General features: G+C 67.6%; 17 protein-coding genes. 7 read left to right on the top strand and 10 right to left on the bottom strand.

Annotated features, from left to right (window positions below; genetic code table 11):
- Positions 1–709, top strand: a 709-nt coding sequence (locus FCU40_RS19275) for an ImmA/IrrE family metallo-endopeptidase (protein WP_168077146.1), incomplete at its 5' end; no start/stop codon positions are given.
- 40 nt (positions 710–749) lie between these two features.
- On the opposite strand, the gene FCU40_RS19270 is transcribed toward FCU40_RS19275, so the two are convergent.
- A complete protein-coding gene (locus FCU40_RS19270) occupies positions 750–2,672 on the bottom strand; it encodes an ATP-dependent helicase (protein ID WP_168077136.1) in 1,923 nt (640 codons plus the stop codon).
- The gene (locus FCU40_RS19265; RefSeq protein ID WP_168077134.1) at positions 2,669–4,720 is read right to left on the bottom strand and encodes a TOPRIM nucleotidyl transferase/hydrolase domain-containing protein; all 2,052 of its coding nucleotides are present in this window, start codon (positions 4,718–4,720) and stop codon (positions 2,669–2,671) included. Before FCU40_RS19265 ends, FCU40_RS19270 begins: the two co-directional genes overlap by 4 nt.
- 626 nt (positions 4,721–5,346) lie before the next feature.
- On the opposite strand from FCU40_RS19265, the gene FCU40_RS19260 reads away from it, so the two are divergent.
- From FCU40_RS19260 to copD, 3 genes are all read left to right on the top strand, one after another.
- Positions 5,347–7,689, top strand: a complete 2,343-nt coding sequence (locus tag FCU40_RS19260; RefSeq protein ID WP_168077132.1) for a heavy metal translocating P-type ATPase — start codon at positions 5,347–5,349, stop codon at positions 7,687–7,689.
- A gap of 89 nt (positions 7,690–7,778) precedes the next feature.
- On the top strand, positions 7,779–8,141 hold the full coding sequence (gene copC, locus FCU40_RS19255; RefSeq protein WP_168077130.1) for a copper homeostasis periplasmic binding protein CopC: 363 nt from the start codon (positions 7,779–7,781) through the stop codon (positions 8,139–8,141).
- A 3-nt stretch (positions 8,142–8,144) separates the two neighbouring features.
- The gene (copD, locus tag FCU40_RS19250) at positions 8,145–9,071 is read left to right on the top strand and encodes a copper homeostasis membrane protein CopD (protein ID WP_168077127.1); all 927 of its coding nucleotides are present in this window, start codon (positions 8,145–8,147) and stop codon (positions 9,069–9,071) included.
- 9 nt (positions 9,072–9,080) lie between these two features.
- Here the strand turns inward: copD and FCU40_RS19245 are convergent, their stop codons facing one another.
- The 7 genes from FCU40_RS19245 to FCU40_RS19215 form a co-directional block, all read right to left on the bottom strand.
- On the bottom strand, positions 9,081–10,184 hold the full coding sequence (locus FCU40_RS19245) for an acyltransferase (RefSeq protein ID WP_168077125.1): 1,104 nt from the start codon (positions 10,182–10,184) through the stop codon (positions 9,081–9,083).
- Positions 10,185–10,237: 53 nt separating this feature from the next.
- On the bottom strand, positions 10,238–10,573 hold the full coding sequence (locus tag FCU40_RS19240; RefSeq protein WP_168077123.1) for a copper-binding protein: 336 nt from the start codon (positions 10,571–10,573) through the stop codon (positions 10,238–10,240).
- A gap of 28 nt (positions 10,574–10,601) precedes the next feature.
- Positions 10,602–11,648 (bottom strand): copper resistance protein B, encoded by a 1,047-nt coding sequence (locus tag FCU40_RS19235; protein WP_168077121.1) that lies wholly within the window; start codon positions 11,646–11,648, stop codon positions 10,602–10,604.
- Complete coding sequence (locus FCU40_RS19230) at positions 11,645–13,492, bottom strand: copper resistance system multicopper oxidase (protein WP_168077119.1); 1,848 nt, start codon at positions 13,490–13,492, stop codon at positions 11,645–11,647. Before FCU40_RS19230 ends, FCU40_RS19235 begins: the two co-directional genes overlap by 4 nt.
- Before the next feature lie 109 nt (positions 13,493–13,601).
- Positions 13,602–14,174: an RNA polymerase sigma factor gene (locus FCU40_RS19225; protein ID WP_168077117.1), complete on the bottom strand. Its 573-nt coding sequence runs from the start codon at positions 14,172–14,174 to the stop codon at positions 13,602–13,604.
- Positions 14,171–14,611: a periplasmic heavy metal sensor gene (locus tag FCU40_RS19220; protein ID WP_168077115.1), complete on the bottom strand. Its 441-nt coding sequence runs from the start codon at positions 14,609–14,611 to the stop codon at positions 14,171–14,173. The genes FCU40_RS19225 and FCU40_RS19220 overlap by 4 nt, the downstream gene beginning before the upstream one ends.
- 1 nt (position 14,612) lies before the next feature.
- Entirely contained in the window at positions 14,613–14,900 is a 288-nt protein-coding gene (locus tag FCU40_RS19215; protein WP_168077113.1) for a hypothetical protein, read from the bottom strand.
- Between the two features lie 117 nt (positions 14,901–15,017).
- On the opposite strand from FCU40_RS19215, the gene FCU40_RS19210 reads away from it, so the two are divergent.
- Positions 15,018–15,734 (top strand): PepSY domain-containing protein, encoded by a 717-nt coding sequence (locus FCU40_RS19210; protein WP_168077110.1) that lies wholly within the window; start codon positions 15,018–15,020, stop codon positions 15,732–15,734.
- On the opposite strand, the gene FCU40_RS19205 is transcribed toward FCU40_RS19210, so the two are convergent.
- A complete protein-coding gene (locus FCU40_RS19205; protein ID WP_168077108.1) occupies positions 15,731–16,210 on the bottom strand; it encodes a DUF305 domain-containing protein in 480 nt (159 codons plus the stop codon). The two genes, FCU40_RS19210 and FCU40_RS19205, sit on opposite strands and share 4 nt — an antisense overlap.
- Before the next feature lie 294 nt (positions 16,211–16,504).
- Between FCU40_RS19205 and FCU40_RS19200 the strand changes: the two genes are divergently transcribed.
- Both FCU40_RS19200 and FCU40_RS19195 read left to right on the top strand, forming a co-directional pair.
- Complete coding sequence (locus FCU40_RS19200; RefSeq protein WP_168077106.1) at positions 16,505–16,867, top strand: hypothetical protein; 363 nt, start codon at positions 16,505–16,507, stop codon at positions 16,865–16,867.
- A 116-nt stretch (positions 16,868–16,983) separates the two neighbouring features.
- On the top strand, positions 16,984–17,214 hold the full coding sequence (locus FCU40_RS19195) for a hypothetical protein (protein ID WP_241693648.1): 231 nt from the start codon (positions 16,984–16,986) through the stop codon (positions 17,212–17,214).
- The last annotated feature ends 252 nt before the right edge of the window (positions 17,215–17,466 follow it).

Genomic DNA, 17,466 nt, shown 5'->3' with positions numbered 1-17,466 from the left:
GCGTTCGGAACGGGTGGGTTTCGTGGTCGGTACGATCGAGATGGGCACGGCCAAGCTCGACGGCTTGTGCAGCTGGTCGCCGATCGACGGCCGCCCCCATATTCTGCTGGCCACCGACAAGATGTCGTTCCCGCGTCGACAAATGGACGCCGCCCACGAAATGGCGCACGCCCTGCTGCATCGCGGTGTTTCGGAAGAAGAATTCCAGACCGACCTGAAGGCCATCGAGGCCCAGGCCTTCCGCTTGGCCAGCGCCTTCCTGATGCCGGCGGCCACCTATCCGCTGGAGGTCAAGTCCGCCTCGCTCGCCCAACTGCTGCTGCTCAAGGAGCGGTGGCGCGTCTCCGTCAAGGCGCAGATCCGGCGTCTGGCCGACATGCAGCTGATCTCGCCCGAGTACGCCACCCAGATGTACAAGCTTCACTCGGCCAAGGGCTGGACCAAGGAAGAGCCGCTGGACCGGCAATGGGAACCGAGCAAGCCACGCGTCCTGCGCGAAGCGCTGCAGTTGATCATCGATGAGCGCGTGCGCACGAAGGCTGACCTACTCGCCGTCGAGTTCACAATCGCCCCGGACGACATCACCAATCTCGTCGGCCTGCCGCAGGGCTGGTTCGACCGCGACCCGGCCGAGGTCGTTCGATTGAAGCCCACAAGCCGCCCGCCCATGCTTCAAGCCGGCGACGTCGTGCCCTTCCGTCGGAAATAATGGTCTAATAATTGTGCTATATTGCCAGATTGGGTCGCAGTCATACTGCTCGCGCCTTGACGCCTACCTCGTCCAAGGCCTGAAAGATCTCCGCGATCTTGCTGCTTCCGTCATAGCCGCAGCGCGTCATCAGCAACCTGTCGCGCGCCCGTGACGCCGCCACGAAGAACACTGATCGCCCCTCCGCAGGGTTTTTCGAGAAACTCCACCACTGATCGTCATTCAGACCCAGCAAGATCACCAGGCTGTACTCGAGACCCTTGCTCTTAGTGATGGTGAGGAGCGGAACCTGACCCGCTCCCCGGAACCGCTCGAGTAGCTGCGTCCAGGTTCCGCCACTCGTCGCGCCCTCAAGTAAGAAGGCCTTGGTGGCCGCGCGAATGCGCTCGAAGAAATCGCCGGTCGCGTATTGGGGTGAGATCGACTTCAAGCGATCCAGATGCAGGAAGTGCTCGATGTCGGTGATCGCTTGCTGGAGCCCCGCCGAGGAGGCGACGCCCTGGAGCCGATGAGCGTCGTGGAAGGTTGCCAGCGATAGCGCCAGGGCGCGCTCGGTATCCGGATCGTCATCCTGGATGAGGCCTGAAACCATCGCCAGATGACCAAGGGCCGCTGTCCACAGGACCCCGCCGTGCCGGCGGGTGAGAAGCTCCAGGAAGTCTACTAGGACGCGCGGATAGGCTTCAGTCATCAGGTCTTGGATCGTCGCGCCGCCAACGTCCCGATCCTCGTTACGGAACGCCACTCCCGCGGCGGCAAACGCCTTAGCCAGTCGTGGCTCCCAGTCGATCGCCTTCTGCCTAACTAGGAGGCCGATATGGCGCGGATCGACGCCCTCGGCGACCGACTTGGCCACCTGGGTGGCGACGGCCGCAGCCTCTCCATCCTCATCCTGGGCGACCAGGACCGCGCAGATCTCTTCGTCGGGAAGTGCCGGCGCCGGTCTGGCCGCGATGAAATCGGGCTCGGTCGGCGCCAGCCGCTGCTTCAGGGTGTTGAGAATCGTCACGATCCGCTGGTTGCTGCGGAAGTTCTGGGTCAGGACCACCCGCGCAAGATCATCGGGCCCACCGAGGAAATCGGTCGAGAAGGCCGCGAAGACGTCATCGCGAGCCCCCGCCCAACCCATGATCCGCTGCTTGTCGTCGCCCACGGCCACCAGTGACGCGGTCATGCCCTTGAAGATCGTCGCGATCAGATCGTACTGGACAGAGGTCGTGTCCTGGAACTCGTCGAGGAAGACGTGACCGTAGGTCGCGCACAGCGCGCGCCGGATCTGCGGATTGCTGGCGACGATGGCCTGGGCCAGGCGACCGATCATTGGAAAGCCCAGGTGCGGCGCCGGGCTGGTCAGGGTCGTCCGCAGCTGAACCACTTGCAGGAACTGGGCGTGATCGGTGACGGTGAGGGGCTCCAGTCGCAGGGTCTGGATGGCCTTGTTGAAGGCGTCGAGATTGACGCCATAGATTCCATTCTCCGTCGCATTCACGTTCAGCTGCGTCCTGGCCCAATGCGCTGGATGCCCTTCGGTCTGCAAGCCGGACGCCGCCGAGCGCTGGAGCTCGTTGAAGGTGTCCTTACTGAAGAACGGTGCGATGCCGTAGGCGCCGCCGAAGGCCAGATGCGGCGGCAGGGCGCGCCAGAAGCGGTCCAGGATCTGCTTGGCGAAGGCGTCGAAGGTCAAGGAGTCCATTTGGCGAGCGAGCGCCGGACCACACCGGCGCTCAACCCGATCCCGCAGGTTGCTGGCCGCGTCGCGCTTGAAGCTGATGGCCAGGATCCGCCTCGGAAACGCGCACGTTCCCGTTTGCAACAGATAACCCGCGCGTTGCCCCAGAAGCTCGGTCTTGCCGGTGCCGGGCCCTGCGACGACCAGCGCGCTGCCTCTCACCTTCACCGCATCAAGCGCCGCAGCCTCCATGGCCGTGACGCCGATCGGTTTCCAAGCCGTGCGTTCGATCATGCGAGCGGCGTCTCAAGCGAGGCGCGCACATGAGCGATCAGCCGTTGGAGGACGCCGGGGCACGACAGTTCGATGTCGATATCATCAAGTTCGCCTAGCGCGGCCAGATGAACGGCCGGCTTTCCACGGTCTCCCAGGAAAAGATAGGCGTACCAGGGGAACAGGGACATCTCGGATGCGCCGGCGTAGGCCGCCACGCCAAGACCATCTTCGCCTAGCACCCGTTCCGCCGCCCTGAGCTGGCGCGTCGCGTCCTCGGGCGTGCGTGGACCCGTCGCCCCCGCCGGCAGGGTCTTATAGGCCTTGGGGAACGCCTTGAGCATCAGCATGTCTAGGTCGAGCAGAGAAGACATGAAGATCCCCTGCGACTCGAAGGCCTTGGCCCAATTCTCGGTGAATGGGACGTCGATTACGCCGCCCTTGGCGGGGTCGGGTCGCTGGTTGGCGAACGCCTTTTCAATGTCGCCCTTCTCGACATCCGTCAGTTTGCGCGCAGACGCCTTTAGGGCGGACGCCGCAGCTTTGAACTGTTGGAAGTCACCGCTGCTGCGACCAAGGTCCAGGTCCAGCAGGGTTGTGCTCGGGATGCCCAGCTGTTCAACGAGTCGCCAGAAGTGCTGGATGTGGCGTCCGCCTATCGGCACGATCGCCACGAACGACCGGTCGATCGGCACGCCCAACGCCTCGGCCAGACGGGGGATGACGATCTCCTCTGAGGGGCCCTCGCCGAAGATGGCATGGCGGGCGAAATAGATTTCTGGATGGGCGCGGACAGCCTCACGCACGAATTTCGACGCCTCCGCATCTCCTTCCGGCAGGGCCAAGCGCGAGATCGTCGAGGCACCGGTGGCATGGGTGCGACGAACATGGCGGATCGCAGTTGGCTCGATCCGACCCACGATGGCCGGCGCATGACTGGTGACGACACCTTGGACACGTCCGGTGCCAGTCAACGCCTCGAGTTGTGTCAGCAGCCGCGACAGGAAATACGGCGCCAGGTGGTTCTCCGGTTCCTCGAATGCAAAGACCGTCAGGGTCGGCGCACGGGCGAACTCGTCCTGGAAGGCGATCTCGTCCCCAGCGGCGGCCGACTTCTCCAGGCTTAGCTTCAAATCGAGAAGGGCTTTGACTAGCGCGAAGTGGAACAGCGACCGCTGACCGTCGCTGAGATCCTCCACGCCCATAACCCGGCCTAGCGAGGAGGGGGTCAGCATCATGGTCGCCGCCCTGACGATCTGTTGCAGATCCGGAGCCAGGATGGACAACGCGGCGGTCGTGCCGGTCTCGGCCGTGTTCAGCTGAGACCAGCAAGCGTTGATGGCGGCGTTGACTTGCCCGAGCGCGGCTTCTTGGTCGAGTTCTTTGGACGCCTCGGCGATGAGCGCATCGATCTTGGCCTTTTTCTCCCACTTCACCGCCTTCATCAGGCTCTTGCCCAGGCTGCGCACCGTCAACTGGGTCAGGGCCGTCACGTCGCGAGACGCCGGGACGTATCGAACCAGGACTTGGCCGCGATCGCTGGCGGCGACCTTCTTCTTACGCAGTGGATCGACGTCGCCGAACTCCACCGGACCCGATCCCAGGATCCAGTAGAGCGCCTCCTCGACCACGCCATCAAGCGTCCCGGCCAGCTGCCAGGCCGCTTCCAGGCGCACCGTGGCCGTGGGCGGCCCGCCGGCCTTCTCGACAATCATGTGACGGAACGTCGGCGGAACCGTCTTTTCAGCAGCAGCGCCACCATCCACCAGCTCGGGAAAATAGAAGGTCGCCTCGATGAAGAGGCGCCGCTCGGTCACGCTCTCAAGACGCTGTCCAGGTGGCACGAAAAAGTCCGCCGGCTGCACGCTTCGCTCGTCGCGCGTCTCGCCGAACAAGCGCAGCAAGGCCTGGATCAGCGAGCTCTTGCCCGCACCGTTACGACCGATGAAGACATTAGTAGCCGCTTCCAGGTCGACCTCGACCGGGCAGGGCCCGGCCAAGTCCTCTAGATCAGGATGAAGCGAGGCGAAGCTTCGAAAGTTCCAAAGCTTCAGCTTGGCGATGTGCATGCGCCCCTCCCGGCGTGCGACCCTTCAATGCCACTGCTTTGCAACTCTTCCAGGCCATCAGCAAACCGAAATTCCCGTCGGTTGAGCGATCTGAAAGTGGCCTCGTCGGTCTGCTGCGGTGTTGTGGAGCCGGAGCGGCACAACGGACCAGCAGCGCGCATGTATGGTCGTGACGCTAAACCAGGGGCTATCGAAGCGACCCTGACACGCGCGGCCACCGCGCCGATCGTCGGGGAAACGGAAAGGTCGCTGAATGTCCCAGACGGAACTGATCTCTGCCATCGTCACTGCGGCCGTAGGCCCAGGTGGCGCCATTGTCGTTTGCCTCGCGGCGCTCGCCGTGGTCGCCCTGGCGCTCAGCAAGATTCCTCGCGGCGGTCCGAGGTTGTGAGGGCGCATATCGCGCGGCGAATTAACTATTTGAAATCACTCAAGAAATGGCGTCTAACAAAGATTATCGGAAATGGCGACCGGCCAGGGAGGGACGCCAACTGGGTAGCGAGCCAAATCGGCTGCTCCGACAATTGAAAAGCCGACAGTAGCCGCCGCCGTTTGATCCAGCGCAACGAGGGATAGCTTCGAGCCATGCGTATTGCGAATGATCGTGTATCGCATGGAGAAAAGTGATGACCGGTTCGAACTCGCACCATGGCCATCACCCTGGTGTCCCGGCCGGCGAGCATCGCGATCCCGTCTGCGGCATGAGCGTGGATCCGGCCACCGCCCCAGAGCACCGGCTTAACGCGGGCCAGCACTACCACTTCTGCTCCACCGGCTGCGCTCGCAAGTTCGACGCCGAGCCCGAACGTTACCTGCAAGGCGCTGCCACGCCGACGGCCGCGTCGTCTAAGGCCACGCCGGGCGCGATCTATACTTGCCCGATGCACCCAGAGATCCGGCGGTCCGGCCCGGGCAGCTGCCCGATCTGCGGCATGGCCCTGGAGCCGCTGACCGTCACCGCCGACAGCGGACCCAATCCCGAACTGCGCGACATGACGATCCGGTTCTGGATCGGCCTGGCCCTGGCCTTGCCCGTCTTCGCGCTGGAAATGGGCGGCCACGTCGGACTGATGGCGCTTCACCTGACGCCAGGGGTGTCAAATTGGGTCCAATTGGCCTTGGCCACGCCCGTGGTTCTGGGCTGCGGCTGGCCCTTCTTCGAGCGCGGCGCGCGCTCGCTGGCGACGCGTCAGCTCAACATGTTCACGCTGATCGCGATGGGTATCGGCGTGGCCTGGACCTACAGCGTGGTCGCCACCCTCGCGCCTCAGCTCTTCCCGGTCGCCTTCCGCCGTCCCGACGGCTCGACGCCGATCTATTTCGAGGCCGCCGCGGTGATCACGGTCCTGGTGCTGCTGGGCCAGGTGCTTGAGCTGCGCGCCCGCGAGAACACCTCTGGCGCGATCAAGGCCCTGCTGGACCTGTCGCCCAAGACCGCGCGCCGCATGTTCGACGGCGAGGATTTCGAAATTCCCGTCGAGGAGATCCAGGTCGGCTTCCACCTGCGCGTCCGCCCCGGCGAGAAGATCCCCGTCGACGGCCGGGTGCTGATGGGCGAGGCCTCGGTTGACGAGTCGCTGGTGACGGGCGAGTCCATGCCGGTCCACAAATCGCCGGGCGACAAGGTGATCGGCGGCGCGCTGAACAAGACGGGCTCCTTCCTGATGATCGCCGACAACGTCGGCGCCGACACCTTGCTCTCGCAAATCGTGGCGATGGTGGCCGAGGCCCAGCGCAGCCGTGCGCCGATCCAGCGGATGGCCGACCGGGTATCGGGCTGGTTCGTGCCGGCCGTCATGCTCGTCGCCCTGATCGCCTTCGGCGCGTGGGCGGCGTTCGGTCCGCCGCCGAGCATGGCCTTCGCGCTGGTGGCGGCGGTCTCGGTCCTGATCATCGCCTGTCCCTGCGCCCTGGGGCTGGCCACGCCGATCTCGATCATGGTCGGTGTCGGCCGCGGCGCGGCCGCCGGCGTCCTGATCAAGAACGCCGAGGCCCTGGAGCGCTTCGAGAAGATCGACACCCTCGTCGTCGACAAGACCGGCACGCTTACCGAAGGTCGACCGGCCGTCACGGCGATCCGCCCGGCGGCGGGGTTCACGGAGGAGGAGATCCTGCGCCTGGCCGCCAGCCTGGAGCGGGCCAGCGAGCATCCGCTGGCCGACGCGATCGTCCGAGCCGCGGCGGCGCGGGAGCTGCCGCTGTCGCATCCCGAAGACTTCGACTCGCCCGTGGGCAAGGGCGTGGTCGGCAAGGTCGAGGGGCGCGTCCTGGCGATCGGCTCGGCCCGCTTCCTGGACGAGCAAGGCGTGGCGTCGGCGCCGCTCGCCGACCAGGCCGACGCGCTGCGCCAGGACGGCGCCACGGCGATCTATGTCGCCATCGACGGAGCGGTCGCCGCCGTGCTGGCCATCGCCGACCCGGTCAAGCCGACCACCCAGAAAGCCGTCGAAGCCCTGAAGGCGGACGGCGTGCGCGTGGTCATGCTGACCGGCGACAACCGCACGACCGCCCAGGCCGTCGCCAAGCGGCTGGGCATCGACGAGGTCGAGGCCGACGTCCTGCCCGACGAGAAGGCCGCCGTGGTCAAGCGCCTGCGGGCCGAAGGCCGCAAGGTCGCCATGGCGGGCGATGGCGTCAACGACGCGCCGGCCCTGGCGGCGGCCGAGGTCGGCGTCGCCATGGGCGCGGGCTCGGACGTCGCCATCGAGAGCGCGGGGGTCACGCTGCTGCACGGGGACCTGGAGGGCCTGGTCAAGGCCCGGCGCCTCTCGCGGGCGGTGATGGGCAACATCCGGCAAAACCTGTTCTTCGCGTTCGCTTACAATGTCGCGGGCGTGCCGATCGCGGCGGGGGTGCTCTATCCCGTGTTCGGCTGGCTTCTGTCGCCCGCGATCGCGGCGGCGGCCATGGCCCTGTCCTCGGTCAGCGTCGTCGGCAACGCGCTGCGCCTCCGGGCGGTGCGGCTTTAGGCGCTGAATGGCGCGGGCGTTGTTGAGGGGTTGGGCCGCCGCCCGCGTAGGGACTTAGGACAAAGTCGCCCTTCAACAGGACCCGCCCCATGACCTATCGCGCTTTCCTCGCCACCGCCGTTCTGTCGGCCTCGATCCTGGCCGGCGGCCAGGCCAGCGCCCACGCCAAGCTGGTGGCCTCCGACCCCGCGGCCAACGCCACGGTCGCCGCACCCAAGACGATCCGCCTGACCTTCAATGAAAAGCTCGCCCCGGCCTTCTCGAGCTTCGAGCTGGCCATGGCCGACGGGATGAAGACGTCGGTCAAGACCACCGTCTCGGCCGACCACAAGACGATCACGGGCGTGCCCAAGGGTCGGCTGATGGCGGGCGCCTACAAGCTCACCTGGCATGCGGCCGCCGCCGATGACGGCCACCGCATGGATGGAACCCTGACCTTCACGGTGAAGTAGCCGATGGAGACCGCGGTCGTCCTCGTTCGCTGGGCGCAATATGTGACGAGCTTCGTCCTGGCGGGCGGTGCGCTCTTCGCGCTCTACGCCCTGCCGGCCGCGGGTCCGTCCAGCGCCGTGGCGCTGGGCTGGCCGCGTCGGCTTCTGGCGGGCTGCGCCGCGTTGCTGGTCGTGGCCAGTCTCCTGGGTCTTGTGCTGCAAACGGCCGTGGTCGCTGGGTCGCTTTCTGCGGCGCTGGATCCCTCGATCCTGACCTCGGTGATCAGCGAGATGGCGATGGGCGCAGCCTCACTCGCGCGGGCCCTGGCCGCGGTCGTGGCGCTGCACGTGCTTCTGCTCGCGCCGCCCGGCCGGGCCGCCTGGATCGCCGCGTCAGCGCTCGGCGCCGTCGCAGCGGCGAGCATGGCCTGGATGGGTCATGGCGCGGCCACGGAGGGTCCGGGCGGGGGCCTGCACCTGGCGGCCGACATCGCCCACCTCGCGGCGGCCGCCGTGTGGGTCGGCGCCCTGGTGTTCTTTCTCGGGCTGGCCGGGGTCAGTCGGCGTGACGCGCGACAGGCGCCGACCTTCCATGCCGCCTTGGCGGGCTTTTCGGGCATCGGTTCGGGCGTCGTCGCCGTGCTGGTCGCCAGCGGCCTGATCAACAGCTGGTTCCTCGTCGGGCCCATGGGCGTTGCGGCTCTGGTCCGCACGCCCTACGGGCTTCTTCTGCTTCTCAAGCTCGTTCTCTTCGGCGCCATGGTCGTGCTGGCCGCCGCCAACCGGTTTCGCCTGACCCCGGCCCTGCGCGAAGCCCTGGTCGAGCTGGCGCCCCCCAGCACGGCGGTCAAGGCGCTGCGGCGCAGTCTCGTGCTGGAACTGAGCGCGGCGATGGCGCTTGTCGCCGTGGTCGCCTGGCTTGGGCGTCTCGCGCCGATCAGCGCGCAATAGCCGCAACGTTCAGAGCACCGGTTCGTGCGCCGGCTCGGGCGTGGGGCGCCGCGCGAAGGGATCGCGCCCCCGCAACCAGTTACGCGCCGGCCGTTCGACAAGATGGTAGGCGACCATCGCGGCCAGCTGACAGGCCACGAAAGCTCCGGCCCAGGCCAAGGCGATCCCCGCGCCGGACAGGCTTGGCGCCAGCCTTTCCAGGGCGTGGAAATAGACGATGTCGACTGGAAGGTGGACCATGTAGAGGCTGTAGGAGACCTCGCCGAGATAGACGAGCGCCGGCGCCGACATCGCGCCTGGCTTCGCGGCCTTGGACGTCTCGGCCAGGCAGAAGATCAGCATCGCCAGAGCCGGCCAGATATAGAGATCGCTCAGTCGCAGGCTGGCGGCGATCGCCACCCAGGCCGTCGCGGCGAGCGCGCCGAATCCGGCCGTGCCGGCCGGCAGGCTCAGGCTCGATCCCAAGCGATGCAGGGCCGCGCCCATCAGGAAGGCCGGGATGATCCGCAAGGCGCCGATCTGGGCGCTCATGTCGGTGAACAGCACCCCGCGCCCCTGGGCCGTCAGGAACATGGCGACGAACAGGGCGAGCACGGCGAGGACGAAGAGGCGTGGCCGACGCCTCAGCGACACCGAGGCGACGGCCGCGACCGGAAAGCCGAGGTAGGCGAACCACTCAGCCGAGATCGACCAAGAGGGGAAGTTCCACTGCACGGTGGGCGTCGTGCCCCAGGCATGCACCAGCAACAGGTGCTGGGGGAGCATGCGCGGGTCGAACGCCTGGGGATCGAAGCGGACCCCCAGCTTCAGGGCTGCGAGCCAGATGGCGATCGTCGCGGCCAGGGTGACCAAGTGGACGGGATAGACCCGCGCCAGACGCGCCCATAGAAAGGAGCCGTAGTTGAACCGGCGCTCGGCCCAGGCGCGTGTATAGACGTGGCTGAGGATGAACCCCGACAGGATGAAGAAGAGGTCGACGCCGAGGTAGCCCTTGGCGGCCAGGCCAAAGCGCTCGAGGCCGAGATCCAGGTGGTTGCGGAAATGATAGACGAGCACCCACAGCGCCGCGCAGATGCGCAACGACGTGAGCGGACGGATGTCCGCCGGATACATGGTCCCTCCCCCGAGGTGATGGTTGGGGCCGGCGAGCGCCGGCCCGGTGGGCGCTAGAGCGCGGTCAGGCCGACGATGGTCTGGCCCTGCAGCTTGAAGCGCACCTTGGTCCCGACGCTCAGGCCCTTCAGGAGGGCGGGATCAGCGACCTTGAAGGCCATGGTCATCGGCGGCCACTTCAACGCCGGGATCGCTTCATGGGCCAGAGTGACCTTGGCGGCCTTGGCGTCGATGGCGCGCACGACGCCGACCGCCTCGACCGCCGCGCTCGCCTCGGCCGCATGGCCTGCGTGGCCGGCATGATCGTCCATGCCGGCCATCTGGGCGGCGGCGGGCTGACCGGCAAGCGCAAGCGTGGCGGTCGCGGCGGTGATGGTGAGTATCTTCATGAGCAGGCTCCTTGGGATCGTCGGCGGGCTAGAACCAGGCTCGCAGGCCGACAACGAGACTGGTGTCGGAAACGTCTTGCCCCAGGGCGCGCGCGTAGTCGGCGGTCCGCCCGAAGCGCTTGGCCCACGTCACGCCGACGTAGGGCGCGAAATCGCGACGAACTTCGTAGCGAAGGCGCAAGCCCAGCTCCGCGTCCGACAGGCCAGAGCCGGTCTGGGTCTCGGGGATGTCCTGGGCCGAGAGGTTGAGTTCGGCGCGCGGCTGCAGAATCAAGCGCTGGGTCAGGCGCCAGTCGATCGCCCCTTCGACCCGGCCGAGCACGTCGCCCTTGTTCGACAGGAACAGCGCGCCGCCGGCCTCGATCCAGTAGGGCAGCAGGGTCTCGAAACCGACCGTGGCGTAGGTGCGTGACTTGGGCTCGACGTCCTGGCGCACGCCGACCTGCACGTCGGTGTAGAGGCCCACGGCGCGCGAGTAGAGCGCCTGGACCTCGCCGGCCTCGACGCCGTGGCGGTCGCCTTCGCCCTCGGACTTCAGGACCAAGCGGTTGAGGTCGCCGCCGAACCAGGCCTCGCCATCCCAATGATAGCCGTCGCCGCCCGAGCGCGCCTGATATTCGAGGAGATTGACCATCACCTGCGAGGCCTGGGCGCCGCCATGCTCCTGCCGAAGCACGGCGCGAGCCCGGTCCATGGCGGCCGGATCAAAGACCTTGTCGGCCAGGTGATCGGCGGGCGGCGGCGGCGGGGCCGTTTCGTGATCAGGCAGAGGCGGCGGTCCCATCGCTTCGGCCTGGCTTTCCGACTGAGCGGGGACGCCCATGCCGGGCATGGCGCTCATGTCATGGCCCGCGTGGGGGTCGGCCGCCGGCGCGGCCTGTGGCTTGGGCATGGCCATGCCCGGCATGGCGCCCATGTCGTGTCCGGCATGGGGGTCGGCGGCCGGGGCCGGGCTTGCCGGCGCGGGTTTGGGGCTGGTACTCGGCGCGGCGGGCGCGCTGGTGTGACCAGCGTGCTGGGCCAGGGCCGGGGCCGCCCAAAGGACCGGCAGGAGGGCGATCAGCGGGGCCTTCATCGCGCGCCCTCCACGGGGGTGTCGCGCACGCTGAAGACCTGAAACATCCCCGCGTGCATGTGGTAGAGCATGTGGCAGTGGAAAGCCCAGTCGCCGGTCTCGGCGGTGAAATCGAAGCTGACGCGGCCGCCCGGCAGGACGATGACCGTGTGCTTGCGCGGCATGTGCCCCGCCGGTCCGAAGGCTAGTTCGAAGAAGTGGCCGTGCAGGTGGATCGGGTGGGCCATCATGGTGTCGTTGATAAGGGTGACCCGGACCCGCTCGCCGTGGCGGAAGGCGTAGGGCGGCGGCCGGTCGCTGAACTTGCGCCCGTCGAACCCCCACATGAACCGCTCCATGTTGCCGGTCAGGTGGATGTCGAGGGATCGCTGCGGGGCGCGGGTGTCGGGGTTCGGTTCGAGCGCCGCCAGATCGCGATAGACCAGCACCCGGTGGCCGACGCTTTCGAGGCCCTGGCCGGGCTCACCGGTGCGATCCATCGGCATCGGCGCGATGGTCTGGACGCCCGGGCCAAGTTTGACCTGTGGCGCGTTGTCCGGATTGCGCATGGACATGTCCATGCCGCCCATGTCCATCTTGCCCATCACGTCGCTTCCGCGCTGGCGCGGCGGCGCCATGCCGGGCGCAGGGCTGGCGGCCTTGGCGCCGTGCCCCATGGCCGCGTGGTCCATGCCGGACATGTCCATGGACCCGTGATCCATGCCGCCCATCTGCATGCCGCCCATATCCATGCCCATGTCACGCATGGTGGTCAGCGGCCGCTCGCGCAGCGGCGGGACCTCGGCGCTCATGCCCAGCCGCGGCGCCAGAGTGGCGCGGCCCAGCCCGGAGCGGTCGACCGACTCCGACACGATCGTGAAAGCCTTGTCCTGCGTCGGTTGGACGATGACGTCATAGGTCTCGGCGTTGCCGATCTGGAACTCGTCGATCTCGACGGGCCGCACATGCTGGCCGTCGGCGGCGACCACGGTCATGCGCAGGCCGGGAATCCGGACGTTGAAGACCGATTGGGCCGCGGCATTGATGAACCTCAGGCGCACGCGCTCGCCCGGTGAGAACAGCGCCGTCCAGTTGTCTTCAGGGCCGTGGCCGTTGACCAGGAAGGTGTAGGCCGCGCCGGTGACGTCGGAAATGTCGGTCGGGTCCATCAGCATCTTGGCCCAGTCCAAGCGCTCGGCCAGGGATTGATCCTTGCCGGCCATAAGGCCGCCGATGGTCTGGCGCTGGTAGTTGAAGGCGCCGCTCTGCTGCTTGAGCTTCTTGAAGATCTGGTGAGGGTGCAGGCGGCTGAAGTCCGACAGCACCACGACGTGCTCGCGGTCGAAGGCCACCGGATCAGGACCGGCCGGGTCGATGATGATGGGCCCATAGTGGCCCATCTGCTCCTGCAGACCCGAATGGCTGTGGTACCAGTAGGTCCCCGACTGCCGGACCTGGAATTCGTAGACGAAGGTCTCGCCCGGCTTGATCCCCGGGAAGGTGACGCCGGGCACGCCGTCCATCTGGAAGGGCACGAGCAGGCCGTGCCAGTGGATCGAGGTGTCCTCGTCGAGCGTGTTGGTCACCGACAACCGGACATGCTGGCCTTCCTTCAGCCGGATCAGCGGCCCTGGAACCGTGCCGTTGATCGTCACGGCGTGGGCGCCCTTGCCGTCCACCGTGACCGGCGTGTGGCCGATGGTCAGCTTGATGTCGTCGCCGGAAAGAGCGGCCGGCGCGCGGCCGGGATCGCCCGCCGCGCGCGCCCAGGACGGCAGGAGGCTCGCGAGCGTGGCGCCGCCGCCGAGTATGGCGAGCGATTGGAGGAAACGACGGCGATCGAAAGCCGCGCTGGATCGACGCATGACAGCCCTTTGACGATGACGCGCTGGCGCAGGCCATGACGGCCGCAACGCGATCTCAAGGGTGGCTACGCGCCGAAACTTCGCCCCCCTCATCGGCGGGCCAAAAAAGTCAGGAGTCGACCAACCAGTCGGCCAGGCGCTTGCGGGCGCGGTAGGCGCGCGTTTCGATCGTCTTGACGCTGACGCCCAGGAACGCCGCGGCGTCCTGCTGCGAGTAGCCTTCCAGATAGGTGAGGATCAGGGGCTCCTTGAGCTGGTCGGGAAGACGCGCGATCGCCGCCTCCAGGCGCGTCAATTGCTCGGCGCGCAGGCTCGCCGCCTCCGGGCCTGGCGTGGGGTCGGCAGGGTCGGGCGCGCCGGGCGCGTCGATCGACCGCTCGCCCAGGATCAGCCGGCGAACCAACAGGCGCCGCCCCCGGTCGCGGCACTTGTTGAGGACGATCGCCCGCATCCAGGCGCCGAACGGCCGGGCCGGATCGTAGCGATCGAGCGCCTTCCAGGCGGCGACGAAGCTTTCCTGCACCACCTCATGGGCGGCTTCGGGGTCGCCGACATGGCGTCGGGCGAAGGCATGCAAGGGGCTCTTGTGCCGGCGCATCAGCGTGCTGAAGGCGCGCTCGTCGCCCGCCGCCGCGCGCCTGGCCAGCGCGCCATCATCATCCTCGCCAAGGCCGGTGGTCACGGCGTCTCGTTCGTGAGCGCCTCGCTGACGCGGCGGTCGAACTTGGCCGCTTGCTCGGGGGTCAGCACCTTGCGCATCGCCAGGACGTGCTGGACCGTCTCCAACTGCAGCGCTCCCATGGCCGCATGGAAGCGCTCGACTGCGGCCTCGACCTCGGGCCCGTATTCGTGGCGCGCCTGGATGGCGGCGGCCAGCTGGGCGTTGGCCGCACGCAGCTCAGCCTCCCGAGCGCGACGACGCACGGCGAAATCCTGTTCGAGCGCCTCAAGCCGGCGATCCTGATCCGGACTGAGCTTCAATTCGTGGTGGACCATCTCATGCAGCGACTGGGCATGGGGCTTGGGCAGGAACCGGCCCGAGCCGAGCCAGCCTCCGGCGACCCCGGCCAGCAGGGCCAGGACGACGGTCAGCACGGCGCCGCGCGAGATCCGGCGCATGTCAGCGACCGCCCAACAGGGTCGATGGCGCCAAGTGCGCGTCGACCGAAAACGCGGAGATCTCGGAGGGCGCGCGCGCGGCGGCGTTGGCCGCGAGGCTGCCGCCGACCATGCCCAAGCCCAAGGCCGCGACGATCGAGGCCGCGCGCAGCGGCGCGAGCGCATTCGCCGCGCGCCGGCCGTCGCGCCAGGTGTCGATCCTCGCCCAGACCTGACCTTCCAGGCCGTGCAGCTGAGCGTGCGGTTGTCGCCGCAACGCTTCGAAAAGTTCGTCGAGCTTGTCGCTCATCGCCGATCCCCTGACTCTACATCTCTGCCTACGCAGCCGGCGGTCGGATCCCTCACATGAGGGATGACGCCTCCTAGCGCGTAGTGTGTCCGACGGACGGCGCGCGGGGGAAGCCAAATGCTGAAGACGGCCTTGCAGATCCACAAGTGGGTGGGCCTGGTGGTGGCGATCCAGGTGCTCTTTTGGGTCGTCGGGGGGCTGGTGATGACGGTCTTGCCGATCTCGTGGGTGCGAGGCGAAAACCACACGCCATCCTCGGTCACCGCCCGGCCCATGGCAGTCAACGAGGTGAAATCCCTGGCCGAGCTTGCGCTGGGGCCTGGTGAGTTGCGAGGCGCTGAACTGCGGGCGACCCCGCGCGGCGCCGTCTGGCTGGTGAAGACCAAGTCCGCCCTCCGGGTGTTCGACGCGGCGTCCGGCCATCCTCTGCCGCGCCTGACCCCGGACGAGGCGACGGCGGCGGCGAAGTCGGCCTATGTCGGCCGCGGCGAACCTGGCCGGGCGCAATTCCTGGCGAGCCCCCCGCAGGAGGCGGCCACGACAACACCTCTCTATGCGGTGACTTTCGATGACGCGGTCGGAACGACCCTCTACCTCGATCCCGACACCGGCGAGGCTGTCAAACGCCGTTCGAACCTGTGGCGGTTTTACGACCTCTTCTGGCGCCTGCACATCATGGACTGGCCCTCGGGCGAGAACTTCAACCATCCTCTGATCATCGCCGCGGCGGCGCTGACGCTCTTCGTCACCGTCACGGGCGTCATCCTGCTCTGGTTGCGCTTGGCACGGGACCTGCGCAATCTCGACAACCGCCGCCGACGCGCCAAGGCCTAGCGAGGGCGCGCGAGCATCGCACTCATCTGGTCGATCTCCTGCTGCTGCCCCTTGATGATCGTCGCGCAGAGGCGCCGGATCTCAGGGTCTTTCACCGGTGCCTTGCCGCACATCAGGATCGCGCCGGCGTGATGCGGGATCATCGATCGTAGGAATTCGCGGTCGCCGACCAGCCACTGCTGGCGGATGGCCGCGAAGCACAAGGCCCCGATGACGAGGCTGGACGCGACCAAGCCGCGGTTGAGGCCTTTGCTCGGATACATCATGCCCATGAGAAGAAGTTCGAGCACCACCATCGGCGCGGTCATCAAGCCGGCCATGTAGGCCTGGTTGAAGCTTGGATGGATGTTCGCGGCCCTGTCGACCATGGCGTACATCAGGACGTACATGGCCAGGAACGACAGGGCGGTCATGGCCGCCAAGCGCAGATAGGGCCTGTGGTGTTGATGATTTGTCGGCGCGTGCTGCTCGGCCATGACTGTCTCCTGGAGCTCGGAGCCGCCGCCGCCACGGTCGCGTCGCGCGGATGTCCCAGCCGGGTTCGAAGCTCCCAAAACCGGCGAACGGCGGCCCCGTTCCGCTTCTGAAAATATTCGGCGCGATGGCGCGAAAGGGTCGAGGGATGATCCGGGCCGGTGCGTATTGGACCGGATCGGCAGCTTTCAGGGCTTGGCTCCAAGCCCTCGCCAGTCCGCGCCGCGGTCGCGGCGAACCGCGTTCAGGGATTGTCCGTACATGACGACGCCGTGCGACTGCTCTAAGCTTGCCCGATGCTAAGGCATGCGCTCGCTTTCCTGGCCGCCGTGGCCCTCGCGTTCAGTCCGCTGGCGGTCAACGCCGCGCGGGCCGATTGCGACATGGCCGGCATGGACGCGATGGCCATGGTCGCCATGGCCCACGCCGGCGACGACGCGGCTCAGGCCGATCCTTGCTGCGACCACGGCAAGGCCATGTCGGCCAAGGATTGCGCCAAGGCCTGCGCGGTCAGTTGCGCGTTGTCCGTCGCCGCCCCCTGCGAGGGCTCGGCGATCCCGGTCACCGTCAGCTATCGCGTCGAGACCAGCTGGTCGAACACCAGCGGTCGCACGCACCGTCTAATCCCCGAAGATCCGCCTCCACGAACGATCGCCTAGGACCGGCCCAAAGGCCGATCCACGTCCATCGCTCGTTTCACGCGCCCGCCCTGCCGGGCGCGTGTGATCGCCCGCGCTCGCGCGGGCTGGCTTCCCGATCTTCAAGGATGACCCTCATGTCTCCCCGCATTATCGCGCTGGCGCTCGTCGCCAGCCTTGCTTCCCTGGCGACGGCCTCGGCGGCCGCGCCACGCGCCTGCGGCCATCTGCAGGCCGCCCCCGCGCCCGCCAACCCCAAGGACGTCTTCCGACGCGCCGCGTGGGTTTGCGACATGCCGGCCGATTGTATGCCGCACGCCGTCGCCGGCGTCGACGGCGCATCCCAACCGGCCCGCTCGCCTCGCTAGCTCGGGTGGGACGGGCGGGGGCTGATCCCCTGTCTTCGCCCGTCACGTCCGGCCCCGGCGACGCGGCTGCAAACGCCTCGCCGGGGCGCTGGCCCCTTCACGGCTGCCTCCAGGATTTTCGCCCATGCGTATTCTCCCTCTTCTGGCCGGACTGAGCTTGGCGAGCGTCGCCCATGCCGCGCCGCTCACCTACGCCCAGAGCCTCGACGCGGCCGCCGCCAACGCGCCGGCCCTGCGCGCCGCCGCGCTGCA

Origin of the sequence: Caulobacter sp. SSI4214, from assembly GCF_012184455.1 — a bacterium.
Taxonomy (GTDB): Bacteria; Pseudomonadota; Alphaproteobacteria; order Caulobacterales; family Caulobacteraceae; genus Caulobacter; species Caulobacter vibrioides_E.
Note: the sequence above shows the minus strand (reverse complement) of the source record. Positions and strands in the feature narration are given on the sequence as shown.